At 59.9% G+C, this 19,637-nt stretch carries 23 protein-coding genes and 1 tRNA gene; 5 read left to right on the forward strand and 19 right to left on the reverse strand.

Translation table 11 applies throughout. The annotated features are described in order from the left end of the window. Positions 1 to 243 precede the first annotated feature (243 nt). Positions 244 to 456, forward strand: coding sequence for a cold-shock protein (locus M1D68_RS19620; RefSeq protein WP_003365337.1), 213 nt, complete (start codon positions 244 to 246; stop codon positions 454 to 456). Positions 457 to 548: 92 nt separating this feature from the next. Next, a complete protein-coding gene (locus tag M1D68_RS19625) occupies positions 549 to 1,037 on the forward strand; it encodes an RDD family protein (protein ID WP_457968066.1) in 489 nt (162 codons plus the stop codon). A 181-nt stretch (positions 1,038 to 1,218) separates the two neighbouring features. Here M1D68_RS19625 and nadA read toward each other — a convergent pair whose 3' ends face one another. Then, entirely contained in the window at positions 1,219 to 2,277 is a 1,059-nt protein-coding gene (nadA, locus tag M1D68_RS19630; RefSeq protein WP_420765249.1) for a quinolinate synthase NadA, read from the reverse strand. A 306-nt stretch (positions 2,278 to 2,583) separates the two neighbouring features. Between nadA and M1D68_RS19635 the strand changes: the two genes are divergently transcribed. Both M1D68_RS19635 and M1D68_RS19640 read left to right on the forward strand, forming a co-directional pair. Beyond that, complete coding sequence (locus M1D68_RS19635) at positions 2,584 to 3,771, forward strand: cyanate transporter (protein WP_457968067.1); 1,188 nt, start codon at positions 2,584 to 2,586, stop codon at positions 3,769 to 3,771. Between the two features lie 117 nt (positions 3,772 to 3,888). Next, entirely contained in the window at positions 3,889 to 4,824 is a 936-nt protein-coding gene (locus M1D68_RS19640; protein WP_457968068.1) for a LysR family transcriptional regulator, read from the forward strand. Between the two features lie 91 nt (positions 4,825 to 4,915). Here the strand turns inward: M1D68_RS19640 and M1D68_RS19645 are convergent. The 18 genes from M1D68_RS19645 to M1D68_RS19730 form a co-directional block, all read right to left on the reverse strand. After that, a tRNA-Lys gene (locus tag M1D68_RS19645) sits at positions 4,916 to 4,991 on the reverse strand. Between the two features lie 63 nt (positions 4,992 to 5,054). Continuing rightward, positions 5,055 to 5,747, reverse strand: coding sequence for a 7-cyano-7-deazaguanine synthase QueC (queC, locus tag M1D68_RS19650; protein ID WP_420765252.1), 693 nt, complete (start codon positions 5,745 to 5,747; stop codon positions 5,055 to 5,057). 1 nt (position 5,748) lies between these two features. Continuing rightward, positions 5,749 to 6,396, reverse strand: coding sequence for a 7-carboxy-7-deazaguanine synthase QueE (gene queE, locus M1D68_RS19655; RefSeq protein ID WP_420765253.1), 648 nt, complete (start codon positions 6,394 to 6,396; stop codon positions 5,749 to 5,751). Positions 6,397 to 6,562: 166 nt separating this feature from the next. Further along, positions 6,563 to 7,396, reverse strand: a complete 834-nt coding sequence (gene ybgF / locus M1D68_RS19660) for a tol-pal system protein YbgF (RefSeq protein ID WP_457968069.1) — start codon at positions 7,394 to 7,396, stop codon at positions 6,563 to 6,565. 6 nt (positions 7,397 to 7,402) lie between these two features. Beyond that, positions 7,403 to 7,900 (reverse strand): peptidoglycan-associated lipoprotein Pal, encoded by a 498-nt coding sequence (gene pal, locus M1D68_RS19665; protein WP_042121796.1) that lies wholly within the window; start codon positions 7,898 to 7,900, stop codon positions 7,403 to 7,405. A gap of 52 nt (positions 7,901 to 7,952) precedes the next feature. Further along, a complete protein-coding gene (tolB, locus tag M1D68_RS19670; protein ID WP_039591701.1) occupies positions 7,953 to 9,254 on the reverse strand; it encodes a Tol-Pal system beta propeller repeat protein TolB in 1,302 nt (433 codons plus the stop codon). Beyond that, entirely contained in the window at positions 9,251 to 10,330 is a 1,080-nt protein-coding gene (gene tolA, locus M1D68_RS19675; protein WP_045156747.1) for a cell envelope integrity protein TolA, read from the reverse strand. The genes tolB and tolA overlap by 4 nt, the downstream gene beginning before the upstream one ends. Continuing rightward, positions 10,330 to 10,782, reverse strand: coding sequence for a protein TolR (gene tolR, locus M1D68_RS19680; RefSeq protein WP_162254906.1), 453 nt, complete (start codon positions 10,780 to 10,782; stop codon positions 10,330 to 10,332). The genes tolA and tolR overlap by 1 nt, the downstream gene beginning before the upstream one ends. A gap of 23 nt (positions 10,783 to 10,805) precedes the next feature. Continuing rightward, complete coding sequence (gene tolQ, locus M1D68_RS19685) at positions 10,806 to 11,501, reverse strand: protein TolQ (protein WP_030140798.1); 696 nt, start codon at positions 11,499 to 11,501, stop codon at positions 10,806 to 10,808. Then, positions 11,491 to 11,958 carry a tol-pal system-associated acyl-CoA thioesterase gene (gene ybgC / locus M1D68_RS19690; protein WP_457968070.1) on the reverse strand — a complete coding sequence of 156 codons (468 nt, stop codon included), beginning with the start codon at positions 11,956 to 11,958 and terminating at the stop codon, positions 11,491 to 11,493. The genes tolQ and ybgC overlap by 11 nt, the downstream gene beginning before the upstream one ends. 128 nt (positions 11,959 to 12,086) lie before the next feature. Further along, positions 12,087 to 13,148, reverse strand: a complete 1,062-nt coding sequence (gene ruvB / locus M1D68_RS19695) for a Holliday junction branch migration DNA helicase RuvB (protein WP_175363048.1) — start codon at positions 13,146 to 13,148, stop codon at positions 12,087 to 12,089. Next, complete coding sequence (gene ruvA, locus M1D68_RS19700) at positions 13,149 to 13,757, reverse strand: Holliday junction branch migration protein RuvA (RefSeq protein ID WP_039591695.1); 609 nt, start codon at positions 13,755 to 13,757, stop codon at positions 13,149 to 13,151. It abuts the gene before it with no gap. Positions 13,758 to 13,869: 112 nt separating this feature from the next. Further along, positions 13,870 to 14,394 (reverse strand): crossover junction endodeoxyribonuclease RuvC, encoded by a 525-nt coding sequence (ruvC, locus tag M1D68_RS19705; protein ID WP_024776477.1) that lies wholly within the window; start codon positions 14,392 to 14,394, stop codon positions 13,870 to 13,872. A 151-nt stretch (positions 14,395 to 14,545) separates the two neighbouring features. Continuing rightward, positions 14,546 to 15,292 (reverse strand): YebC/PmpR family DNA-binding transcriptional regulator, encoded by a 747-nt coding sequence (locus M1D68_RS19710; RefSeq protein WP_434560327.1) that lies wholly within the window; start codon positions 15,290 to 15,292, stop codon positions 14,546 to 14,548. Between the two features lie 122 nt (positions 15,293 to 15,414). Continuing rightward, positions 15,415 to 17,190, reverse strand: a complete 1,776-nt coding sequence (gene aspS, locus M1D68_RS19715) for an aspartate--tRNA ligase (protein WP_420765257.1) — start codon at positions 17,188 to 17,190, stop codon at positions 15,415 to 15,417. 75 nt (positions 17,191 to 17,265) lie between these two features. Beyond that, positions 17,266 to 17,487 carry an FmdB family zinc ribbon protein gene (locus M1D68_RS19720; protein ID WP_003178589.1) on the reverse strand — a complete coding sequence of 74 codons (222 nt, stop codon included), beginning with the start codon at positions 17,485 to 17,487 and terminating at the stop codon, positions 17,266 to 17,268. A 124-nt stretch (positions 17,488 to 17,611) separates the two neighbouring features. Beyond that, positions 17,612 to 17,956, reverse strand: coding sequence for a ribbon-helix-helix domain-containing protein (locus M1D68_RS19725; RefSeq protein ID WP_434560329.1), 345 nt, complete (start codon positions 17,954 to 17,956; stop codon positions 17,612 to 17,614). 204 nt (positions 17,957 to 18,160) lie between these two features. Beyond that, on the reverse strand, positions 18,161 to 18,634 hold the full coding sequence (locus M1D68_RS19730) for a Dps family protein (RefSeq protein WP_039591690.1): 474 nt from the start codon (positions 18,632 to 18,634) through the stop codon (positions 18,161 to 18,163). Positions 18,635 to 19,013: 379 nt separating this feature from the next. Here M1D68_RS19730 and M1D68_RS19735 point away from each other — a divergent pair, with 379 nt between their 5' ends. Beyond that, positions 19,014 to 19,619 (forward strand): cold shock domain-containing protein membrane protein, encoded by a 606-nt coding sequence (locus M1D68_RS19735; RefSeq protein WP_420765259.1) that lies wholly within the window; start codon positions 19,014 to 19,016, stop codon positions 19,617 to 19,619. The last annotated feature ends 18 nt before the right edge of the window (positions 19,620 to 19,637 follow it).

Genomic DNA, 19,637 nt, shown 5'->3' on the forward strand with positions numbered 1-19,637 from the left:
AACATCTAAAACGCCAGCAAGCTGAGCAAATCCGGGGCCTTCAGGGGGGTTGTTTTTTCCTTGGAAGTTGGCGTAGAGTTTCGTCACTGTGTTTGCATGGGTCGCTTGGATCGTGACCTGGGCAGTAGCCTAAGAAGTTAGCTACAACCCGTTCGACGTCATCTTACTTTCCTGCAACCCAGCCCCAGTACTCTTTCGTCTGGAAAGAGGCTGTCATTAATTTAGCGTCAAGGAAATAAGAAAATGGCTGAACGTCAGAGCGGTACCGTCAAGTGGTTCAACGACGAAAAAGGTTTTGGTTTCATCACTCCTGAAAGCGGTCCGGATCTGTTCGTGCACTTCCGCGCCATCCAGGGCAACGGCTTCAAGAGCCTGAAAGAAGGCCAGAAAGTCACTTTCGTTGCCGTGCAAGGCCAGAAAGGCATGCAGGCTGACGAGGTTCAAGCCGAAGGCTAAGCTTTCGCAAACTAAAAAGCCCCTGATTGATATCAGGGGCTTTTTTATGGGCGTAAATCCGTAAAATGGCTTCTTTTTGGTTCGAGGCCGTCATGTCGAAACACGTGCTCACCCCACAGGGTGACTTCCCTCCCGCCGGCCTTGGCCGTCGCCTGGCTGCGATGTTCTATGATTTTTTGCTGTGCACGGCGCTGCTGATCGTCACCGGTGGCGTGTACAAGATGATCCAGATGATGATCATCGGCGAAGAAAAGATGCGTGCCCTTACCGACGCCGGCGCGCTGGATGGCGATCCGCTGCTGTCCACGGTGTTGCTGTTCGTGCTGTTCGGCTTCTTCGCCAAGTTCTGGACCCACAACGGCCAGACCCTGGGCATGCAGGTCTGGTGCATCCGCGTGCAGAACGCCGATGGCACGGCCATTAGCTTGTGGCAGGCGTTGTTGCGATTCGTGGTGTCGATTGCGTCATTGCTGCTGGTGGGGCTGGGCTTCATCTGGGCGCTGTTCGACAAGCGCAAGCGGGGCTGGCATGACATCTATTCGGATACGCAGTTGGTGCGGGTCCCGAAGAAGAGCAAATAGGAACGTACACAACCCCCGTGGCGAGGGAGCTTGCTCCCGCTCGGCTGCGCAGCAGTCGTAATCCAGCCAATGCGGTATGACTGAATAACCCCGCAGTGTCTCGTTTGGGGCTGCTTCGCAGCCCAGCGGGAGCAAGCTCCCTCGCCACAAAAAGCCTGGCAGGCCTCAAATCTGTTCAGCGTCAGGCATTACCCGCCAACTTCATTCGCGCCGCCTGGGTGAAGTCCAGCATGCGCTTGAGCGGGCGAATCGCCTGGGGGATCAATGCCGGGTCGACGAATATTTCGTTGCTGCCTTCCTTGAGCGCCTGGAGCGTGCGTTCCAGCGTGTTCATCGCCATCCATGGGCAGTGCGCGCAACTGCGGCATGCCGCGCCGTTGCCGGCGGTAGGGGCTTCGATGAAGACCTTGTCCGGGCACAGCTGCTGCATTTTGTAGAAAATGCCGCGGTCGGTGGCGACGATCAGCGTCTTGTTCGGCAAGCTCTGGGCGGCGGCAATCAACTGGCTGGTGGAACCCACGGCATCCGCCAGTTCGATCACCGACGTCGGTGACTCCGGGTGCACCAGGATGGCGGCGTCCGGGTACAGCGCCTTCATATCTTCCAACTGCTTGGACTTGAACTCTTCGTGGACGATGCAGGCGCCGTCCCAGAGCAACATGTCGGCGCCGGTCTTGCGCTGGATGTAAGTGCCCAAGTGCTTGTCCGGACCCCAGATGATCGTCTCACCGTTGTCCATCAGGCTCTCGACGATTTCCAGGGCACAGCTGGACGTCACCACCCAGTCCGCACGGGCCTTCACGGCCGCCGAAGTGTTGGCATACACCACCACGGTGCGCTCCGGATGCTGGTCGCAGAACGCCGAGAATTCATCCACTGGGCAACCCAGATCGAGGGAGCAAGTGGCTTCCAGAGTCGGCATCAGCACGCGTTTTTCTGGGTTGAGGATCTTGGCGGTCTCGCCCATGAACTTGACCCCGGCCACCACCACGGTCTTGGCCGGATGGGCGTTGCCAAAGCGGGCCATTTCCAGGGAGTCGGAGACACAGCCCCCAGTCTCCTCGGCCAGGGCCTGAATGACCGGGTCACAGTAGAAATGCGCAACCAGCACTGCGTCCTGAGCCTTGAGCTCGGCGGCAATGGCGGCGCGGTACCAGGCCTCTTGCTCGGCGGACAGCGGCTTGGGCTGCTTGGCATCGAGGTGAGCCTGGACCAGAAGGCGTTCGGAAATCTGCGTCATATTCGCAAGACCTATAGGCGCGTTTAGCGCGAAAGTCGAGTATACACCCGGCTCCGGACCACTCGGGTACCGCCGGGAAAGTGAGTGTCATCAGGCACGGGACAGCGTGAAGCCGGCAAGGCTACAGAATATCCCGCCGTTGCAAAAGATCATTTTGACCTGTGCCCCGGCAGACGACTTTGCGCCTGCGCCCGTGGTTCTGAGCGTGACGTATTTGATTATTCAATTCCTCCAGCCAGTTTTCAGTTTGCCGAGCCCAACGCGGCCGGGCCTAAATGGCGCTTTCTTCCCCGCCAAGGCCTTGTCATGGAAAACGTTCAAGCCTCAAATACCCGCGTATTCTGGCTGATGAGCAGCATCGTATGCGTGGCGCTGAATCTGCGCCCTTCGATGGCGGCGGTCGGGCCTTTGCTATCCGCCATTCGGGGCGAAGTGCCCCTGACGTTCAGCATGGCATCGTTGCTGACGATGTTGCCGGTCATGGCCATGGGCTTGGCAATGTTCCTGGGCGTGCGAGTCGCCCTGCGCATTGGCGAACACCGCACCATTGCCCTGTCGCTGGTAGTCATCGGCCTTGCCACGGTCTCGCGCCTGTACCTGGATAGCGCCGAAGCGCTGATCATCAGCGCCGTTTTGGCCGGCATCGGCATCGCCCTGATCCAGGCGGTGCTGCCAGCCCTGATCAAGTCGCGGCTTGGCGATAACGTCTCGTTGTTCATGGGGCTGTACGTCACGTCGATCATGGGTGGCGCGGCCATCGCGGCGTCATTTTCCCCGTTCGTCCTGGCGCAGACGGGCAGCTGGCGCATCGGCCTGGCGATCTGGGCATTGCTGGTGCTGGTCGCGCTGGGCTGCTGGCACGCTCAACGCTCGGTCGTCATGCCATTACCCAGAGCACCGGGACGACAACAGGGCTCGTTCTTTGCCAACCGCCGGGCTTGGCTGCTGGCCCTGTTCTTCGGCCTGGGCACCGCGTCCTATACGTGCGTACTGGCCTGGCTGGCGCCGTATTACCTGGAAAAAGGCTGGAGCGAACAGCAGGCCGGCCTGGTCTTGGGGTTCCTCACAGCGATGGAAGTGTTGTCCGGCCTGGTCACCCCGGCAATCGCCAACCGCAGCCAAGACAAACGCCCGATACTGACGGTACTGCTGACATTGATCATGGCTGGCTTCTGCGGCTTGATCCTCAGCCCGGATCGCTTCAGCCTGCTGTGGCCATGCTTGCTGGGGCTCGGTATCGGCGGTCTGTTCCCGATGAGCCTGATCGTCTCCCTCGACCACCTGGACGACCCGCGCCGGGCCGGCGCGTTGACGGCATTCGTGCAAGGCATCGGTTACCTGATCGCCGGCCTGTCGCCATTGATTGCCGGAGTGATCCGTGACCAATCGGGCAGTTTCGAATGGGCGTGGTGGTCGCTTGCGGTGGTGATGGGGCTGATGATCCTGATGGTGTTGCGCTTCAACCCCAGGCAATACGCGCGGCATATTGGCTAGTCGTCGCTGTCCTAGCAAAACATCTACCCTGCCGAAAGATAAACGGCCAAGGCTCCTGTATAAAGGAGGCCTTCGTGGGAACAGGAAGTTACGCAAGGATGGCGCCGAGACTAGCTGATGCTCATTAGTAACCTGCTTCGAAAGCTGGATATGCAAGACCTGATGGTGTTCGTCGCCGTGTTCGAACAGCGCAGCGTCGCCCAGGTTTCCGAAGCCCTGTGTGTCAGCCAGTCGACCGTCAGCTATTGCCTGAAAAAACTGCGCACCAGCTTCGAAGACGAACTGTTCACCGTGACACGCGCAGGCATGAGCCCCACTCAGAAGGCCATCGTCATGTATGGCCAGGTGCTGGGGGTGCTCAACACGATCAACCAATGCCACTCCGGCATCCAGCCATTCGATCCACGTCAGGAAGAGATCACATTCAACCTCTGCGCGCCGGAATACTTCGAACTCCTGATCCTTCCGAAGCTGGTCAAGCGCTTCATCGGCAACCGTGTTCCGGTGGTGATCAACACCACGAAGTTCCAGCGCGATATTCCGGTCGACGCGCTGAGGGACGATCGCTTCGATCTTGCAGTGGGTTTCGGCCCGCATTTCCATGGCGATGCCAACGGCCTGCAATCACGGGTACTGCTGACGGATGAGCTGGTGTGCGTGGTGGATAAACATTTCCCGGGCCCTGGGCAAGCGTTCAGCCTCGACGCATTTGTCGCGGGGCAGCATGTATTTCCGACCCCTTGGACATCCGACACCAACATGATCGATGGCTGGCTCGCTCGCCAGGGCTCCAGGCGACAGATCGTCGCGCGCGCCAACAGCTACGTGACAGCCTTGGCCCTGGTCACCGGAACCGACTATATCCTGACCCTGCCCAAACGCATCCAGGCATTGCTTTGCGACGACCAACGATTCGGCGAGCGCCAGCCGCCACCGGGGCTGCCGGGCTTTACGCTTGAGATGATGTGGAGCGAAAAAGCGAGCCAGGACAACCGGAACACCTGGCTGCGCCAGCAGGTCATGGACGTTTGCGCCGAGGTCGGCCAGCGCTGACCACCGCATCGATCCGACTTTCTCGCGGGCAAAAAAAAATCCGGAAATCCTCACTTTCGTGGGCCTTCCAGACTTTTAAAACTACAGAAAATGGTGGGTCGTGTGGGATTCGAACCTACGACCAATTGGTTAAAAGCCAACTGCTCTACCAACTGAGCTAACGACCCTCTGTGTGGTGGCGCGTATAATACTGATTTTTAAGGACTATTCAACACCTAATTTCAAAAAAATCAAAAATAAGGTGTTGGATCGCTCACACCCGCCGCAGCGAAGCCTTCGGCACGCAGCCGGCAGCTGTCGCACTTGCCGCAAGCGCGCCCTTGATCGTCGGCCTGATAGCACGAAACGGTAAGCCCATAGTCGACGCCAAGGCTCACGCCCGCCTTGACGATTTCGGCCTTGCTGAGGTTTTGCAGCGGCGCCAGGATGCGGAAACCCTGCCCCTCTACACCGGCCTTCGTCGCCAGGTTGGCCATGCGCTCGAACGCCTCGACGAACTCCGGTCGACAATCCGGATAACCGGAATAGTCCACCGCATTGACGCCGATGAAAATATCCCGCGCCTCCAGCACCTCGGCCCAGCCCAGCGCGAGGGACAGAAACACGGTGTTGCGCGCCGGCACGTACGTCACCGGGATACCTTCGCTCGGCGCTTCGGGAACGTCGATGGCGCTGTCGGTCAGGGCCGAACCGCCAATGCCGTTGAGGTTCAGGCCGATGACTTTGTGCTCGACCACGCCCAGATCCCGGGCGACCCGTTCAGCAGCCTGCAATTCTGCACGGTGGCGCTGGCCGTAATCGAAACTCATGGTGTAGCAGCGATAACCTTCGGCACGAGCCATGGCCACGACGGTTGCCGAGTCCAGGCCGCCCGACAGCAGGATGACCGCGCGTTTTTCAGCAGTGGTTGAATGTTCAGTCATGTCAGCGCCCCGGCTCGTCGTTCCAAAGATATTTATGCAACTGCAATTGCAGGCGCACCGGCAAATTGTCCGCCACCACCCAATCCGCCAGATCCCGCGCATTGAGGTCGTGATGACTTGGCGAAAACAGCACCTCGCCGGCTCGCTGGTCGAGTCCATGCTGGATCAGCTTGGACACCGCCCAGTCATAGTCTTCCCGGGAGCAGATGACAAACTTGACCTGGTCGTTGCGGGTCAACAGTTCAATGTTCTCGTAGCGGTTGCGATGGGCTTCCTTGGAACCAGGCGTCTTGAGGTCCACGACGCGACTGACGCGGGGATCGACCGCCGAGATATCCAGCGCACCGCTTGTTTCCAGGGAGACCTCATAGCCAGCGTCGCACAACTGCTTGAGCAAAGGGATGGCATTGGGCTGCGCCAATGGCTCGCCCCCAGTGACGCAAACATAGCGCGGACGGAAGCCGGCCACTTGTTCGAGAAGATCGTCGAGGGTTCGCATTGTGCCGCCGCTGAAGGCATAGGCGCTGTCGCAGTACTGGCAACGCAACGGGCAGCCGGTGAGGCGCACAAAAACAGTGGGCAGCCCGGCCGTTCGCGTTTCACCCTGCAAAGAGTAAAAAACTTCGGTAATTCTCAATGTGTCTTGCATAGTCGCCACGGGCGTAACAGCTAAACAGGCTGTCCGCCTCCGTCAGGCACTTCGAGGAACCCCGCCAACGCGTAGATCCCAGGAAGCGTGTTTCATAAAAAGGGCGTGAATTCTAACGAAAAAACCCGCGACAGGCGCGGGTTTCTTCAAAGTAGGTCAAACAGCCTTACATGCGTTGCAGATCACGCTGGGCCAACTGGGCGGCGGAAGTCCCCGGATACTGGGCCACCACCTGCTGCAGAATGCCCTTGACCTTGTCGGTGTGACCGAGGCGGCGTTCTACGTCAGCGAGCTTGTACAGCGAATCCGGCACCTTGGCGTGCTTGGGATACAGCTGCGAAACCTTGGCGAACGCCTGGCCGGCGCCTTGCAGGTCGCCCTTGGCCAGGTTCACTTCGCCCAGCCAGTATTGGGCGTTACCCGAATATTGACTGTTGGGGTATTTGCGCAGGAAAGCGGTAAAGGCCTGGCTGGCCTTGTCGAAATCCTTGGCCTTGATCAGGTCGAAGGCAGCATCGTAATAGAGCTTTTCCTTCGCCGGATCTGCCGGTTCGCCACCGGCTGCTGGTGCTGCTGGAGCGCTAGCCCCAGCGCCTGCGGCTGCACCGGGGGCGTTCAAGTCGCCACCGGCTGGAGAATTCTCAGGAGTCGCGGCAGGTGCAACGCCGCTTCCTATGCGCCGATCAAGATCCTGGTATCGCTCCAGGCTTTCCTGCTTCATGCGCGACACTTCATTTTGCAGAACTTCAATCGCGCCTTGTTGGCGTGACAGTTGATCCTGCATTTGCTGCAGTTGGTTGAACAGCTCGCCCTGTGCCGAGACAGGGGCCGAAACCCCTCCCCCGGCATAGGCGCCGTTCGTACCGTAACCCGCAGGCGGATAGCTGCTCCCGCTATTGTTATAGCCGGAGTCGTTATCGACCACAGGAACCGCAGCCCACGCCGCAAGCGGCGCGAGGCTGAGAGCCAGGACAGTTACAGCACGACGGCACGTTCGCATGACGAATTACTTACGCAGTTCGACGCGACGGTTTTGAGCCCAGGACTGCTCGTCGTTGCCGGTAGCAACTGGACGCTCTTCGCCGTAGGAAACCAGTTCCAGCTGAGCTGGGGAAACACCTTGCAGAACCAGGTAGCGTTGAACGGCTTTCGCACGACGCTCGCCCAGTGCCATGTTGTACTCACGAGTACCACGTTCGTCGGTGTTGCCTTCCAGAACAACGCGAGCGCCGTTACCTTTCAGGTCTTTGGCGTGAACGTCCAGAGCGCGCATGGCTTCTGGCTTCAGGTCCGAGCTGTCGTATTCGAAGTAGAAGGTGGTGATTGCGCGCAGAGCAGCTTCTTCGCTCAGGGAGCCGTCAACTGCACCAGTGTTAGCGCCGTAACCAGCGTTTGGATCAACAGCGCCTTCACCGGCGTTGTCGCCGCCTTTGGACGAGCAACCTACAGCTACAGCCATGGCCAGAGCCAGCGCAGCAAATTTACCAAACTTCAGCATTTCCATCGTGAAACTCCTAATGAACCCCAGTGTGTTAAGTAAAACGTATTGCGCCGCGTCAGTTCAGGTAAGGGGACCAGGACGGTTCTCTGACTTCGCCTTGAGCGGTAGGAAGCGGGAGCCTCACGCGTCCATTAATGGACACGAGCATCAAGACTCCCCGGCCCTGCTGGCGGGTGGCGTAGATTACCATGGTGCCGTTGGGCGCAACAGTAGGTGACTCGTCCAGAGTGCTATCAGTTAGGATTTTTACGCTACCGCGCTGCAAATCCTGGGCCGCCACCTTGAAATTGGTGAAACCGTCCTGGCGATGGATCATCACCAGAGTCTTTTCGTCCGCCGACAATTTAGGGTTGGCGTTGTAGTTGCCTACGAAAGTCACGCGCTCGGCACCACCGCCACCGGCGCTGGTCTTGTAGATCTGTGGCTTGCCACCGCGGTCGGAGGTGAAGTAGATGGTCGAACCATCCTTGCCCCAGAACGGTTCGGTGTTGATGCCAGGGCCATTGGTCACGCGCGAGATCGAGCGCGAAGCCAGGTTCATCACGTAGACGTCCGGGTTGCCGTCCTTGGACAGTACGAATGCCAGGCGCGAACCGTCCGGCGACCAGGCTGGCGCGCCGTTCAGGCCTTCGAAGTTGGTGATCTGCTCACGGCGACCGGTGTCGATGTGTTGCACGAAGATACGCGGACGCTTCTGCTCGAACGATACGTAGGCGATGCGCTTGCCATCGGGGGCAAAACGCGGCGACAGGATCGGCTCGCGCGATTGCAGCAAGGTCACCGCGCGCGCGCCGTCATAGTCGGAGCGTTGCAGGGTGTAGCGGGTGTTGTTCTCGGAGAAGCGCTCGGCCGTCACGTAAAGCATGCGGGTAGAGAACGCGCCCTTGATGCCGGTGAGTTTTTCGAACGACTGGTCGGAGATGTAGTGGGCCATGTCGCGCAGTTGGTCGACACTGCCCGATACGCTGCCGGTCAGCACTTGCTGCTCGGTGGCGACGTTGAACAAGGCGTACTGCACCTGCAGGCGACCGCCCGCCGGAACGATGCTGCCGACCATGATGTACTGGGCGCCCAGCGCCTTCCAGTCACGGTAGATGACTTCGCTGGCCTGGGTCGGCAGGCTGATCATGTTCTGCTTCGGAATCGGCGCGTAGTAACCGGAGTTACGCAGGTCGTTGCCGATGATCTCAGCCATGTCATCCGGCAAGACACTGCCGCCCTGCCAACCGAACGGAACGACGGCGATCGGCGTCGCCCGGTCGCTGCCGCTGGTGACCAGGATGTTCTTTTCCTCTGCTACCGCTATCCCTGCCAAGCAGCAGATAACGACGAGCATTGATCGAAGAAGGTTTCTCACAAGGCTAGATCCTCAGGTGTGAATGTCATCTTGAACGAACGATACGGAGCAAAATCGCTCGGCTTCATCCCTTGCATTTCCGTCAACCGCCCAATGTTCTTGACCGCCGCGACCGCCGAAGCGTCGAACGGACCATCGCCACTGGACTTGGCTACGCTGACCGAGGTAACCGTACCGTCGGGCAACATGCCGATTTGCAATACAACTGTCATGCCTTTGCGCGCCGAAGGTGGACGAGCCCAGCCTTCCGCCGCCCGGGCGCGAATCAGATCGTCGAAGCTACCGGCGACTTCATCGCCCTGCTCGTCGGCCAATGCCTGCTCGCGTTCCGGCGTGTCGGAAAGCAAATCTGCCAGGGCCTGGGCCTTTTTCTCTTCGGCGGATTTACGCGCTGCGTCCTGGGCCTTTTTCTTGGCGGCGTCGGCGGCGGCTTTCTTCTTCGCGTCTTCGGCGACTTTCTTCTTCGCCTCTTCAGCTTCAGCTTTCTTCTTGGCGTCCTCGGCCGCTTTTTTCTTCGCGTCCTCGACAATCTTTTTCTTCGCTTCTTCAGCGGCCGCTTTCTTGGCCTCTTCTTCAGCGGCTTTCTTGGCTTCTTCTTCGGCTTTCTTCTTGGCTATATCAGCCAATTGTTTCTCTTCTGCCTTCTTGGCCTCGGCGGCTTTCTTCGCGTCATCGGCTTTCTTGGCTTCGTCTGCCTTTTTAGCCTCGTCCGCTTTTTTTGCCTCATCGGCCTTTTTCGCTTCTTCGGCCTTTTGAGCAGCTTCCTCTTTCTTTTGTTCCGCTGCCCTTACGGCTTCCTGCTCGACCTTTTTCTGCTCCATCTGCTCGACTTCGGTCTGGCGCGCAGCGGATTTCTTCGCCTCGCCGGCAAGCTTCTGGTTGGTCTGCGTGGTGGCCTGGCTTTTTGACTTGAGCTGGTACAGGGTCGCCTGCACGATCGGCTTGGCCGGCGGCAGCTCCGGGGTCATGGCAAAGCTGACAAACAGCATGCCGAACACCAGCACATGCAGGCCGATTGCCAGAACACTGGGCCAGAAGTAGCTTTCCGAGGCGGACGGCTCTCGCTGTTGCTGCATCAGGGGGCCTCGGTGATCAAGCCAACATTACCGACCCCGGCTTTCTGCAGGCCGCCCATGGCGCCCATCACGGCGCCGTAGTCGACGGTCTTGTCGCCACGAATGAACACCTGCGTACGCTTGCCATTGCTGTTGCCGGCATTGATGATCTTGGTCACCGCGTCGGTCATCTGCGGCAAGGTCATGGCCCGGTCCTGCTGCTTCTCGGTGTCCACTTCACTGCCAAGATTCCAGTAGTAGGTCTTGTCAGCCTTGATCGAAATGGTCAGTACCTGGGTGTTGTTGTCCTGCGGCAAGGCTTCGCTGGAAACCTTGGGCAGATCGACCTTCACGCCCTGATTGAGCATGGGCGCGGTCACCATGAAGATGACCAGCAGCACCAGCATCACGTCGATGTAGGGCACCACGTTCATCTCGGCAACCGGCTTGCGCTTGTTTCGGGCTCGAGCGATTAAAGCCATCGGGAAATACCTGCTTATTCTTCGCTGGTGTGCACTTTGCGGTGCAGGATCGCCTGGAATTCATCGGCGAAGGTGTAGTAGCGGCTGGTCAGCGTTTCGCTGCGGGCAGCGAAACGGTTGTAGGCGATAACGGCCGGGATCGCCGCGAACAGGCCGATGGCGGTGGCGATCAGTGCCTCGGCGATGCCCGGGGCCACGGTGGCCAGGGTCGCTTGCTGGGCGGATGCCAGGCCACGGAAGGAGTTCATGATCCCCCAGACGGTACCGAACAGGCCGATATACGGGCTGACCGAACCGACGGTCGCCAGGAACGGCAAACCTTGTTCGAGCTTTTCTTCTTCGCGGGAGATGGCCACGCGCATCGCACGGGCCACGCCTTCCATCACCGCTTCAGGGTCGACGCCCGGTTGCTGGCGCAGACGGGAGAACTCCTTGAAGCCGGCGCGGAAGATCTGCTCGACGCCCGAATCCGGGTCCGGGTTGCTGCCGGCCTGGCGGTACAGCTTGGACAGGTCGATACCGGACCAGAAGCGCTCTTCGAAGCTCTCCAGGGCACGGCGACCGGCGCGCAGCATGTTGCTGCGCTGAAAAATCATGATCCATGAGGTCACCGATGCGGCTACCAGGGTCAGCATTACCAGTTGCACCACGACGCTGGCATTGCTGACCAGGCTCCACATGGAGGAATGGTCGACGACGTTAGCTTCCACGCTTTATCTCCTGCTCTGAGTGTGTACCCGCGCCGCTCACGCCGGCAAAGGCCGCGCGTAGAGCTTCGGGAATGGCCCGGGGTTTCAAACTATGGGTGCGCACACAGGCCACCAAAAACTGCCCTTCGCAGAGCAGCACATTATCCGCAGCGCGCCTGACCTGCTGCTTGAAGCGCAGGCTGACGCGGTTCAATTCGATGACATCGGCAGTCACCACAAGCTCGTCGTCCAGTCGCGCCGGCGCGTGGTAGCGCGCTTCGCTGGAATGCACGACGAATAACAGGTCCTCCCCTGCCAGCGCGGATTGGGCGAAACCCAGTTCCCGCAGCCGTTCGGTTCGAGCCCGTTCCATAAACTTGAGGTAATTGACGTAGTAAACGATGCCGCCGGCATCGGTGTCCTCGTAATAAACGCGACAGCGATGTACGAACGACTCCAGCCCGTTTTGCGCGCGCATACTCTAGTGCTTACTCCTCAGGTTGCCAATCCGGCCAGGCAACTGTTTTTTCATTCTCGAACGCATTGACGCTCCAGGCGTGGTCTGGGACAGCACGAACTGAAAAAAAGTCGTCGTACAGCGCGCGCTCAATCGTCTACCGCATCGAGGAACTCGTCTACCACCGGCATCTCCCCCATTCGTGTCGGGATGTTTAAGCCGAAGTGCAGATAAGCATGACGCGTCACCACGCGCCCGCGTGGGGTGCGCATGATATAGCCTTGTTGGATCAGGTAGGGTTCCAGCACGTCTTCAATGGTGTGACGCTCTTCGCTGATGGCGGCCGCCAGGCTGTCCACGCCCACTGGGCCACCGTCGAATTTCTCGATCATGGTCAACAGCAGGCGCCGGTCCTGATGATCGAAACCGCGCTCGTCGATGTCCAGCAGGTTCAAGGCTAGGTCCGCGATCGGCTTGGTGATGTGGCCCTTGGCCCGGACTTCGGCAAAGTCCCGGACCCGACGCAGCAGGCGGTTGGCGATACGCGGTGTACCCCGGGCGCGCCGGGCGACTTCGTACGCACCGTCCGGGTCCAGCGGTAACCCGAGGATGCCAGCCGAGCGGCTGACAATCGTTGCCAGGTCGGCGTTGCTGTAGAACTCCAGGCGCTGGACGATGCCGAAACGGTCCCGCAACGGATTGGTCAGCATGCCGGCGCGGGTGGTGGCGCCCACCAGGGTAAAAGGTGGCAAGTCGAGCTTGATGGAGCGCGCCGCAGGCCCCTCGCCGATCATGATGTCGAGCTGAAAATCTTCCATGGCCGGGTACAGCACTTCCTCGACGATCGGCGACAGCCGGTGGATTTCGTCGATGAACAGCACGTCATGGGGCTCCAGATTGGTCAGCAGCGCCGCAAGGTCGCCTGGCCGCTCGAGCACCGGCCCGGACGTGCTCTTGATCGACACGCCCATCTCCTGGGCAATGATATTGGCCAGGGTGGTCTTGCCCAGGCCCGGCGGGCCGAAGATCAGGGTGTGGTCCAGCGATTCGCTGCGCCCACGGGCTGCCTGGATGAACAGCTCCATCTGCTCGCGCACGGTCGGCTGGCCGATATAGTCGGCCAGGCTGACGGGGCGAATCGCGCGGTCCTGGACTTCCTCGCGGTCTCGGGGCGCGCCCGTGGCGGCAATCAGACGATCGGCTTCAATCACTTAAATCATTCCCTTCAGGGCGCGGCGAATCATGTCTTCGGTACTCAAGCCTTTTTCCTTGATCGCGGAGATCGCCTTGCTGGCTTCTTGAGGCTTGTAGCCCAGGGATATCAGCGCGGTGACCGCATCGTTTTCAGCACTGGCTGCCGGTGCGGGCGCATCCGGCTGGTTCGGAACGAGCGCGAACATTGCCGGCACCGCCTCCCAGGCCTTGAAGCGGTCCTTGAGCTCCACCAACAGGCGCTCGGCGGTTTTCTTGCCGACCCCTGGCACCTTGGTCAAGGCCGAGGTGTCCTGGGACTGCACGCAACGAATCAGCTCGTCGACTTCCAGGCTCGACATCAAGGCCAGGGCCAGTTTCGGGCCAACACCATTGAGACGGATCAACTCGCGGAAGAAATCGCGCTCGCGTTTGCCGACGAAGCCATAGAGTAACTGCGCATCCTCGCGCACGACCAGATGAGTGTGCAGCGTCAGCGGCTCACCGACCGACGGCAAGCGATACAGCGTGGTCATCGGCACCTCGAGCTCATAGCCCAGGCCGTTTACATCCAGAATCAGGTGCGGCGGCTGTTTTTCAGCCAGGGTGCCGCGCAAGCGTCCAATCACGTTTCAGATCCTTGGGCGTTGGCCAGCCACTGGCTGGCGAATAACAACACGAGCAGAAGGCCGACGACACAGGCGCAATTCGCTCGGGCTCATGAATGAAGCGCTGATGCTATCAGAGACGCAGGCGCCCGCCACGACTGCGTGCGGTTCCCAGGCCATGGGGCAACAGGCTGGAACGGGTGTGGGCATGGCAAATGGCAATGGCCAGGGCGTCAGAGGCGTCTATCTGCGGCTTGCTGACCAGTTTCAACAAGTGCATCACCATCATCTGCACCTGCTCCTTGTTCGCCGCGCCAGTGCCGACGACCGCCTGCTTGACCTGGGTCGCCGTGTATTCGGCAATCTCCAGGCTTTCCTCGGCGCCCGCCACAATGGCCGCCCCCCGGGCCTGCCCCAACTTCAGGGCGGAGTCGGCATTGCGGGCCATGAAAACCTTTTCGATGCCCATCGTCACCGGACCGTAGGTCTGGATGACTTCGCGCACGCCGCGATAAACAATCTGCAAGCGCTCGTGCAGCTCGCCCGCGCCGGTGCGGATGCAACCAGAGGCGACGTACACGCAGCCGCGACCGGTGTCGCGAACCACGCCATAGCCGGTGATGCGCGAACCAGGGTCGATACCAAGGATTAAAGTCATAACGCCTGCGGTTTGAAGGGGGTTACCTGGGCCTGTGGGAGCGAGCTTGCTCGCGATGGCGTCGGGTCAGCAAACATAGCGTTGGGTGATCTACCGCTATCGCGAGCAAGCTCGCTCCCACATTGACGATCGTGCAGTTACAACGAACCTATCAGCCGAGTTGTTCAGCCACCGACTCAGGAATATCAGCGTTGGAATAAACGTTCTGCACGTCATCCAGGTCTTCCAGCATGTCGATCAGCTTGAGCACTTTCTCGGCGCCTTCCAGGTCGAGTTCGGCGCTGGTGGTCGGTTGCATCACGATTTCCGCGTCGGCAGGCTTGAAACCGGCCGCCTCAAGGGCGTTGCGCACGGCATAGAAGCTGGCGAACGACGTGAACACGTCGAACGAACCGTCCTCGTGACCGACCACATCATCGGCATCGGCCTCCAAGGCCGCTTCGGTCAGGGCATCCTCATCAATACCCGGCGCGAAGCTGATCTGCCCCTTGCGCTCGAACAGATAAGCCACCGAACCGTCAGTGCCCAGGTTGCCGCCGCATTTGCTGAATGCGTGGCGCACGGCCGCGGCGGTGCGGTTGCGGTTGTCGGTCATGCATTCGACCATCACCGCCACGCCGCCCGGGCCGTAGCCTTCATAAGTCAGCTCCTCGACATTGTCGGCCTCGGTCGCACCGGCGCCACGGGCGATCGCTCGGTCGATGATGTCGCGACTCATGTTCGCGCCCAAGGCCTTGTCCAATGCCAGGCGCAAGCGCGGGTTGGAGCCCGGATCGCCGCCACCCTGGCGGGCCGCGACTGTCAATTCACGGATCCACTTGGTGAAGATCTTGCCTCTCTTGGCATCCTGACGTTCTTTGCGGTGCTTGATGTTCGCCCACTTGGAATGACCTGCCATAACTCGCTCCGGTTTTTCTCTGGAACATTGCCCGCCCCCGCGCATGCGCGGTAGCCGACAAGCAAAAATATCGACCCCAATGAAAAGGCGCATCCGAAGATGCGCCCTCTCAAGAGCCAGCCTTACTCAGCCTTTGGCTGTTCACGCAGACGAATGTGCAACTCGCGCAATGCCTTGGCATCCACGACGCCAGGCGCCTGGGTCATGACATCCGCCGCGCTCTGGGTTTTCGGGAACGCGATGACTTCGCGGATCGACTGGGCGCCGGTCATCAGCATCACCAGGCGATCCAGACCGAAGGCCAGGCCACCATGAGGCGGCGCGCCGTACTTCAAGGCGTCCAGCAGGAAGCCGAACTTCTCTTCCTGTTCCGCTTCATCGATACCCAACAGGCGGAACACGGCCTGCTGCATTTCCTTGCGGTGGATACGGATCGAACCGCCACCCAGCTCGGTGCCGTTAAGGACCATGTCGTAGGCACGCGACAGGGCGGTGGCCGGGTTGGCCTCCAGCTCTTGTGGCGAGCACTTCGGCGCGGTGAACGGGTGGTGCAGCGCGGAGAAGCTGCCGTCGTCGTTTTCTTCGAACATCGGGAAATCAACGACCCACAGCGGAGCCCACTCGCAGGTCAGCAGCTTCAGGTCGTGACCCAGCTTGATGCGCAATGCGCCCAAGGCTTCGCTGACGATCTTGGCCTTGTCGGCGCCGAAGAACACGATGTCGCCATCGACCGCGCCCACGCGATCGAGGATCACGTTGAGGTTGTCCTGCGGGATATTTTTCACGATCGGCGATTGCAGGCCATCGACACCCGCCGCGCGCTCGTTGACCTTGATGTAGGCCAGGCCCTTGGCACCGTAGATGCCGACGAACTTGGTGTAGTCGTCGATCTGCTTGCGCGGCATGCTCGCGCCACCGGGAACGCGCAGGGCAGCGATACGGCATTTCGGATCGTTGGCCGGGCCGCTGAATACCTTGAACTCCACTTCCTTGAGCTGATCGGCCACGTCCACCAGCTCCAGCGGGATACGCAGGTCTGGCTTGTCGGAACCGTAGCGGCGCATGGCTTCTTCGAAGGTCATGTGCGGGAAATCGCCGAATTCCAGGTCCAGCACTTCCTTGAACAGGTTGCGGATCATGCCTTCGGTCAGGCCCATGATGTCTTTTTCATCGAGAAAGCTGGTCTCGATGTCGATCTGGGTGAACTCAGGCTGACGGTCGGCACGCAGGTCTTCGTCGCGGAAGCACTTGGCGATCTGGTAGTAGCGATCGAACCCGGCCACCATCAGCAGTTGCTTGAACAGCTGTGGCGATTGCGGCAAGGCGAAGAAGCTGCCGGGGTGGGTACGGCTCGGCACCAGGTAATCGCGGGCGCCTTCCGGCGTGGCGCGGGTCAGGATCGGCGTCTCGACGTCGAGGAAGCCGTTCTCGTCCAGGTAACGACGGATGCTGGTGGTCATGCGCGAACGCAGGCGCAGCTTCTCGGCCATTTCCGGACGACGCAGGTCGATGAAACGATAGCGCAGGCGGGTTTCCTCGCCTACGTCGGAATATTCGTTTAGCGGGAACGGCGGGGTTTCCGCCTCGTTGAGCACTTCCAGCTCGTAGCCCAGCACTTCGATCATGCCGGACGCCATGTTGGCGTTGCCAGCGCCAGCCGGGCGCAGGCGCACCTTGCCGGTGATCTTGACGACGTATTCGCTGCGCACGCGGTCGGCGGTGGCGAAGGTTTCGGCGCGGTCAGGATCGAACACTACCTGGGCCAGGCCTTCACGATCACGGATATCGAGGAAAATCACCCCGCCATGGTCACGGCGACGATGGACCCATCCGCAAAGAGTAACTTCCTGACCTTCCAGGCTTTCGTTCAGTTGGCCGCAATAATGGCTGCGCATCATGGTAGTGGTTTCACTTCTCGTAATTCGAAATTCGGTTGGAGGCCCTGCCCGTGCAAGAACCCGCGCGTGTTCAACTCAGTCAGCCTTGTCGCCACCGGCCAGGTTCTTCTTGGCGCCGGTCTTGAAGTCGGTTTCATACCAGCCCGTGCCGCCGAGGCGGAAACCAGGCATGGACAGCATCTTTTTCAGCTCCGGCGCCTGGCAGGCGGGGCAATCGACCAGCGGTGCCGCGCTGATTTTTTGAATGGCTTCCATCTGATGACCACAGGAAGCACATTGATAGTCGTACATCGGCATGGGGGTTGTCTCGGCGATCAGGTTATTCACGCAAAGCCCGGCTTTGCGGCAAAGAGCGGGATTATATCCATTAAATGCGGCCTGTGCAGCCGTAAGACCGCACAGTCATTGCCGATAATATCGTTCAGCCAAGACCTGGATCACTCCCGTGCATTTCCTTCAGGCTGTGAACCACGCAGACAACGCGCACCAGCCCGCTGAAATTACGCACGCCGCCATGACGCAGGTGGACCTCCCTGTCCACATGGGACAGCAAGGTGCTGACGGAGCAGCTGTTGAGCTGCGCCAGGTCACCGAGAATATCCCAATAGACCTGCTCCAGCCGCAGGCAGGTGGCGAATCCGTTGAGTCGGATGGAGCGGGCCAGCGGCCGCGCCAGTTGCATGTCAAAACCACTGACGAACGGGTCGATCTTCACGGACTGCGGTCGTCCGCGCACACTTTCCCTGGGGTCTTTTCCTTGGATCATACCGTTGACACTCCTTTGCCATACGAACCTCAGTCGGAACAACCGATCTGTGGTGCTATGGAAGCTCAACTGGATCGCCAGTTCCAGATGACTTTTTGACCATCAACGTAGGACAAGCCAACAGGGCGCTGGCGATGAATCATGCGTTCCTACACGCAGTGGCGGGCGATGACGCCAACGGCAGCACCATCGCCGGCCCGGGGCTTAGCGATCTTCCAGCAACGAACGCAACATCCACGCGGTTTTTTCGTGAACCTGCATACGCTGCGTCAACAGGTCGGCGGTGGGCTCGTCGCTGACCTTGTCCAATAAAGGAAAGATACCGCGAGCGGTGCGCGTCACCGCTTCCTGCCCCTCGACCAATTGCCGGATCATATCCTCTGCCGCCGGTACGCCCTCTTCCTCCTTGATGGAAGACAAACGCGCATACACCGAATAAGCGCCAGGCGCCGGGAAGCCGAGCGCACGGATTCGCTCGGCGATCGAATCCACCGCCAGCGCCAGCTCGTTGTATTGTTCTTCGAACATCAGGTGCAAGGTGCGGAACATCGGCCCGGTAACGTTCCAGTGGAAGTTGTGGGTCTTGAGGTACAGCACGTAGGTGTCCGACAGCAGCCGCGAAAGTCCGTCGACGATGGACTTGCGATCTTCTTCGCTGATACCGATATCAATTGCCATGGTTGATCTCCTGACGATGGTGAATTCACTCTAGCGGGTGTCGCCGTCGATAGCCTGCGACAAATCGCCAGCCATCCTGAACCGACAAGCCGGGACGTCGGACGGTTCCGGCAAGACGGTGAAAATTCAACATCCATTGCCCGTCGCCGGCAAGCGTCCCTCCCATGCCCCTGGCCGACGAACAGCGTGCCGCGCCTCTGTAACACGTTTGAGAAGGCCCCGGCTTTGCTGTTAAATAGGCAGTGTGTCGCTACGCCTATTTTTCCGGGCGTCGCGCATAGGCTGATCCGGGTGCGTGTTCCTACGCCTCTCATTTCTGGAGCGAACCGCCCCCGACCAGCTCTTCCTTGTGATCTGTCTTAACCGTGAGCCAATCAAAATGTTGAAAATCGTCCACTTGCTAATGGGCGCAGCTGCCCTGCTGCTGTCCTTCATCCCTAGCCTGGGTTCCGAAGCCACACCTTACCTGCAACATCCCGACGCGCTGTACCTGGCCTTTTTCGGCCTGCTCAACCTGACCCTGGCACCCGTCATCCCTTACTGGAACAAAGGTCCACGTCATCAACTGCAAAACCTTGTCAGCGGCTTGCTGGTACTGGCTGTTGCCTTGCAAACCCTGTCCTTGCTGGCGCCCATGCCGGAAATCGGTGGCCAACCCGCCATCCTGTCCAGCCTGGCCGCGGCATTGCTCGCTGTCTTGCTGCACCTGGCCGTCAGCTTCTACAAGAAGTCGTCGCCAGCGGCCGCATCACAGAACTACGACATGTCCAACCGCGATACCGGCACCGTGAAGTGGTTCAACACTTCCAAGGGGTTCGGCTTCATTTCCCGCGACTCCGGCGATGACATTTTTGTGCATTTCCGGGCCATTCGTGGCGAAGGCCACCGCGTTCTGGTCGAAGGCCAACGCGTGGAGTTCTCGGTGATGCATCGCGACAAGGGCCTACAGGCCGAAGACGTGATCGCCGCGCTGCCGCGCCGCTGATCCGGGCGTAAAAAAACC

It is taken from the genome of Pseudomonas sp. R4-84, from assembly GCF_054130985.1.

Coding starts and splice junctions, on each gene's coding strand:
- M1D68_RS19730 (WP_039591690.1), bottom strand. CDS start 18,634: ATGGCAATTGATATCGGTATCAGCGAAGAAGATCGCAAGTCCATCGTC.
- tolA (WP_045156747.1), bottom strand. CDS start 10,330: ATGCAGCAACAGCGAGAGCCGTCCGCCTCGGAAAGCTACTTCTGGCCC.
- M1D68_RS19635 (WP_457968067.1), top strand. CDS start 2,584: ATGGAAAACGTTCAAGCCTCAAATACCCGCGTATTCTGGCTGATGAGC.
- aspS (WP_420765257.1), bottom strand. CDS start 17,190: ATGATGCGCAGCCATTATTGCGGCCAACTGAACGAAAGCCTGGAAGGT.
- queE (WP_420765253.1), bottom strand. CDS start 6,396: ATGCAAGACACATTGAGAATTACCGAAGTTTTTTACTCTTTGCAGGGT.
- ruvC (WP_024776477.1), bottom strand. CDS start 14,394: ATGACTTTAATCCTTGGTATCGACCCTGGTTCGCGCATCACCGGCTAT.
- M1D68_RS19640 (WP_457968068.1), top strand. CDS start 3,889: ATGCTCATTAGTAACCTGCTTCGAAAGCTGGATATGCAAGACCTGATG.
- M1D68_RS19725 (WP_434560329.1), bottom strand. CDS start 17,956: ATGATCCAAGGAAAAGACCCCAGGGAAAGTGTGCGCGGACGACCGCAG.
- M1D68_RS19620 (WP_003365337.1), top strand. CDS start 244: ATGGCTGAACGTCAGAGCGGTACCGTCAAGTGGTTCAACGACGAAAAA.
- ybgF (WP_457968069.1), bottom strand. CDS start 7,396: ATGCGAACGTGCCGTCGTGCTGTAACTGTCCTGGCTCTCAGCCTCGCG.
- nadA (WP_420765249.1), bottom strand. CDS start 2,277: ATGACGCAGATTTCCGAACGCCTTCTGGTCCAGGCTCACCTCGATGCC.
- ybgC (WP_457968070.1), bottom strand. CDS start 11,958: ATGCGCGCGCAAAACGGGCTGGAGTCGTTCGTACATCGCTGTCGCGTT.
- M1D68_RS19720 (WP_003178589.1), bottom strand. CDS start 17,487: ATGCCGATGTACGACTATCAATGTGCTTCCTGTGGTCATCAGATGGAA.
- M1D68_RS19735 (WP_420765259.1), top strand. CDS start 19,014: ATGTTGAAAATCGTCCACTTGCTAATGGGCGCAGCTGCCCTGCTGCTG.
- M1D68_RS19625 (WP_457968066.1), top strand. CDS start 549: ATGTCGAAACACGTGCTCACCCCACAGGGTGACTTCCCTCCCGCCGGC.
- pal (WP_042121796.1), bottom strand. CDS start 7,900: ATGGAAATGCTGAAGTTTGGTAAATTTGCTGCGCTGGCTCTGGCCATG.
- queC (WP_420765252.1), bottom strand. CDS start 5,747: ATGACTGAACATTCAACCACTGCTGAAAAACGCGCGGTCATCCTGCTG.
- M1D68_RS19710 (WP_434560327.1), bottom strand. CDS start 15,292: ATGGCAGGTCATTCCAAGTGGGCGAACATCAAGCACCGCAAAGAACGT.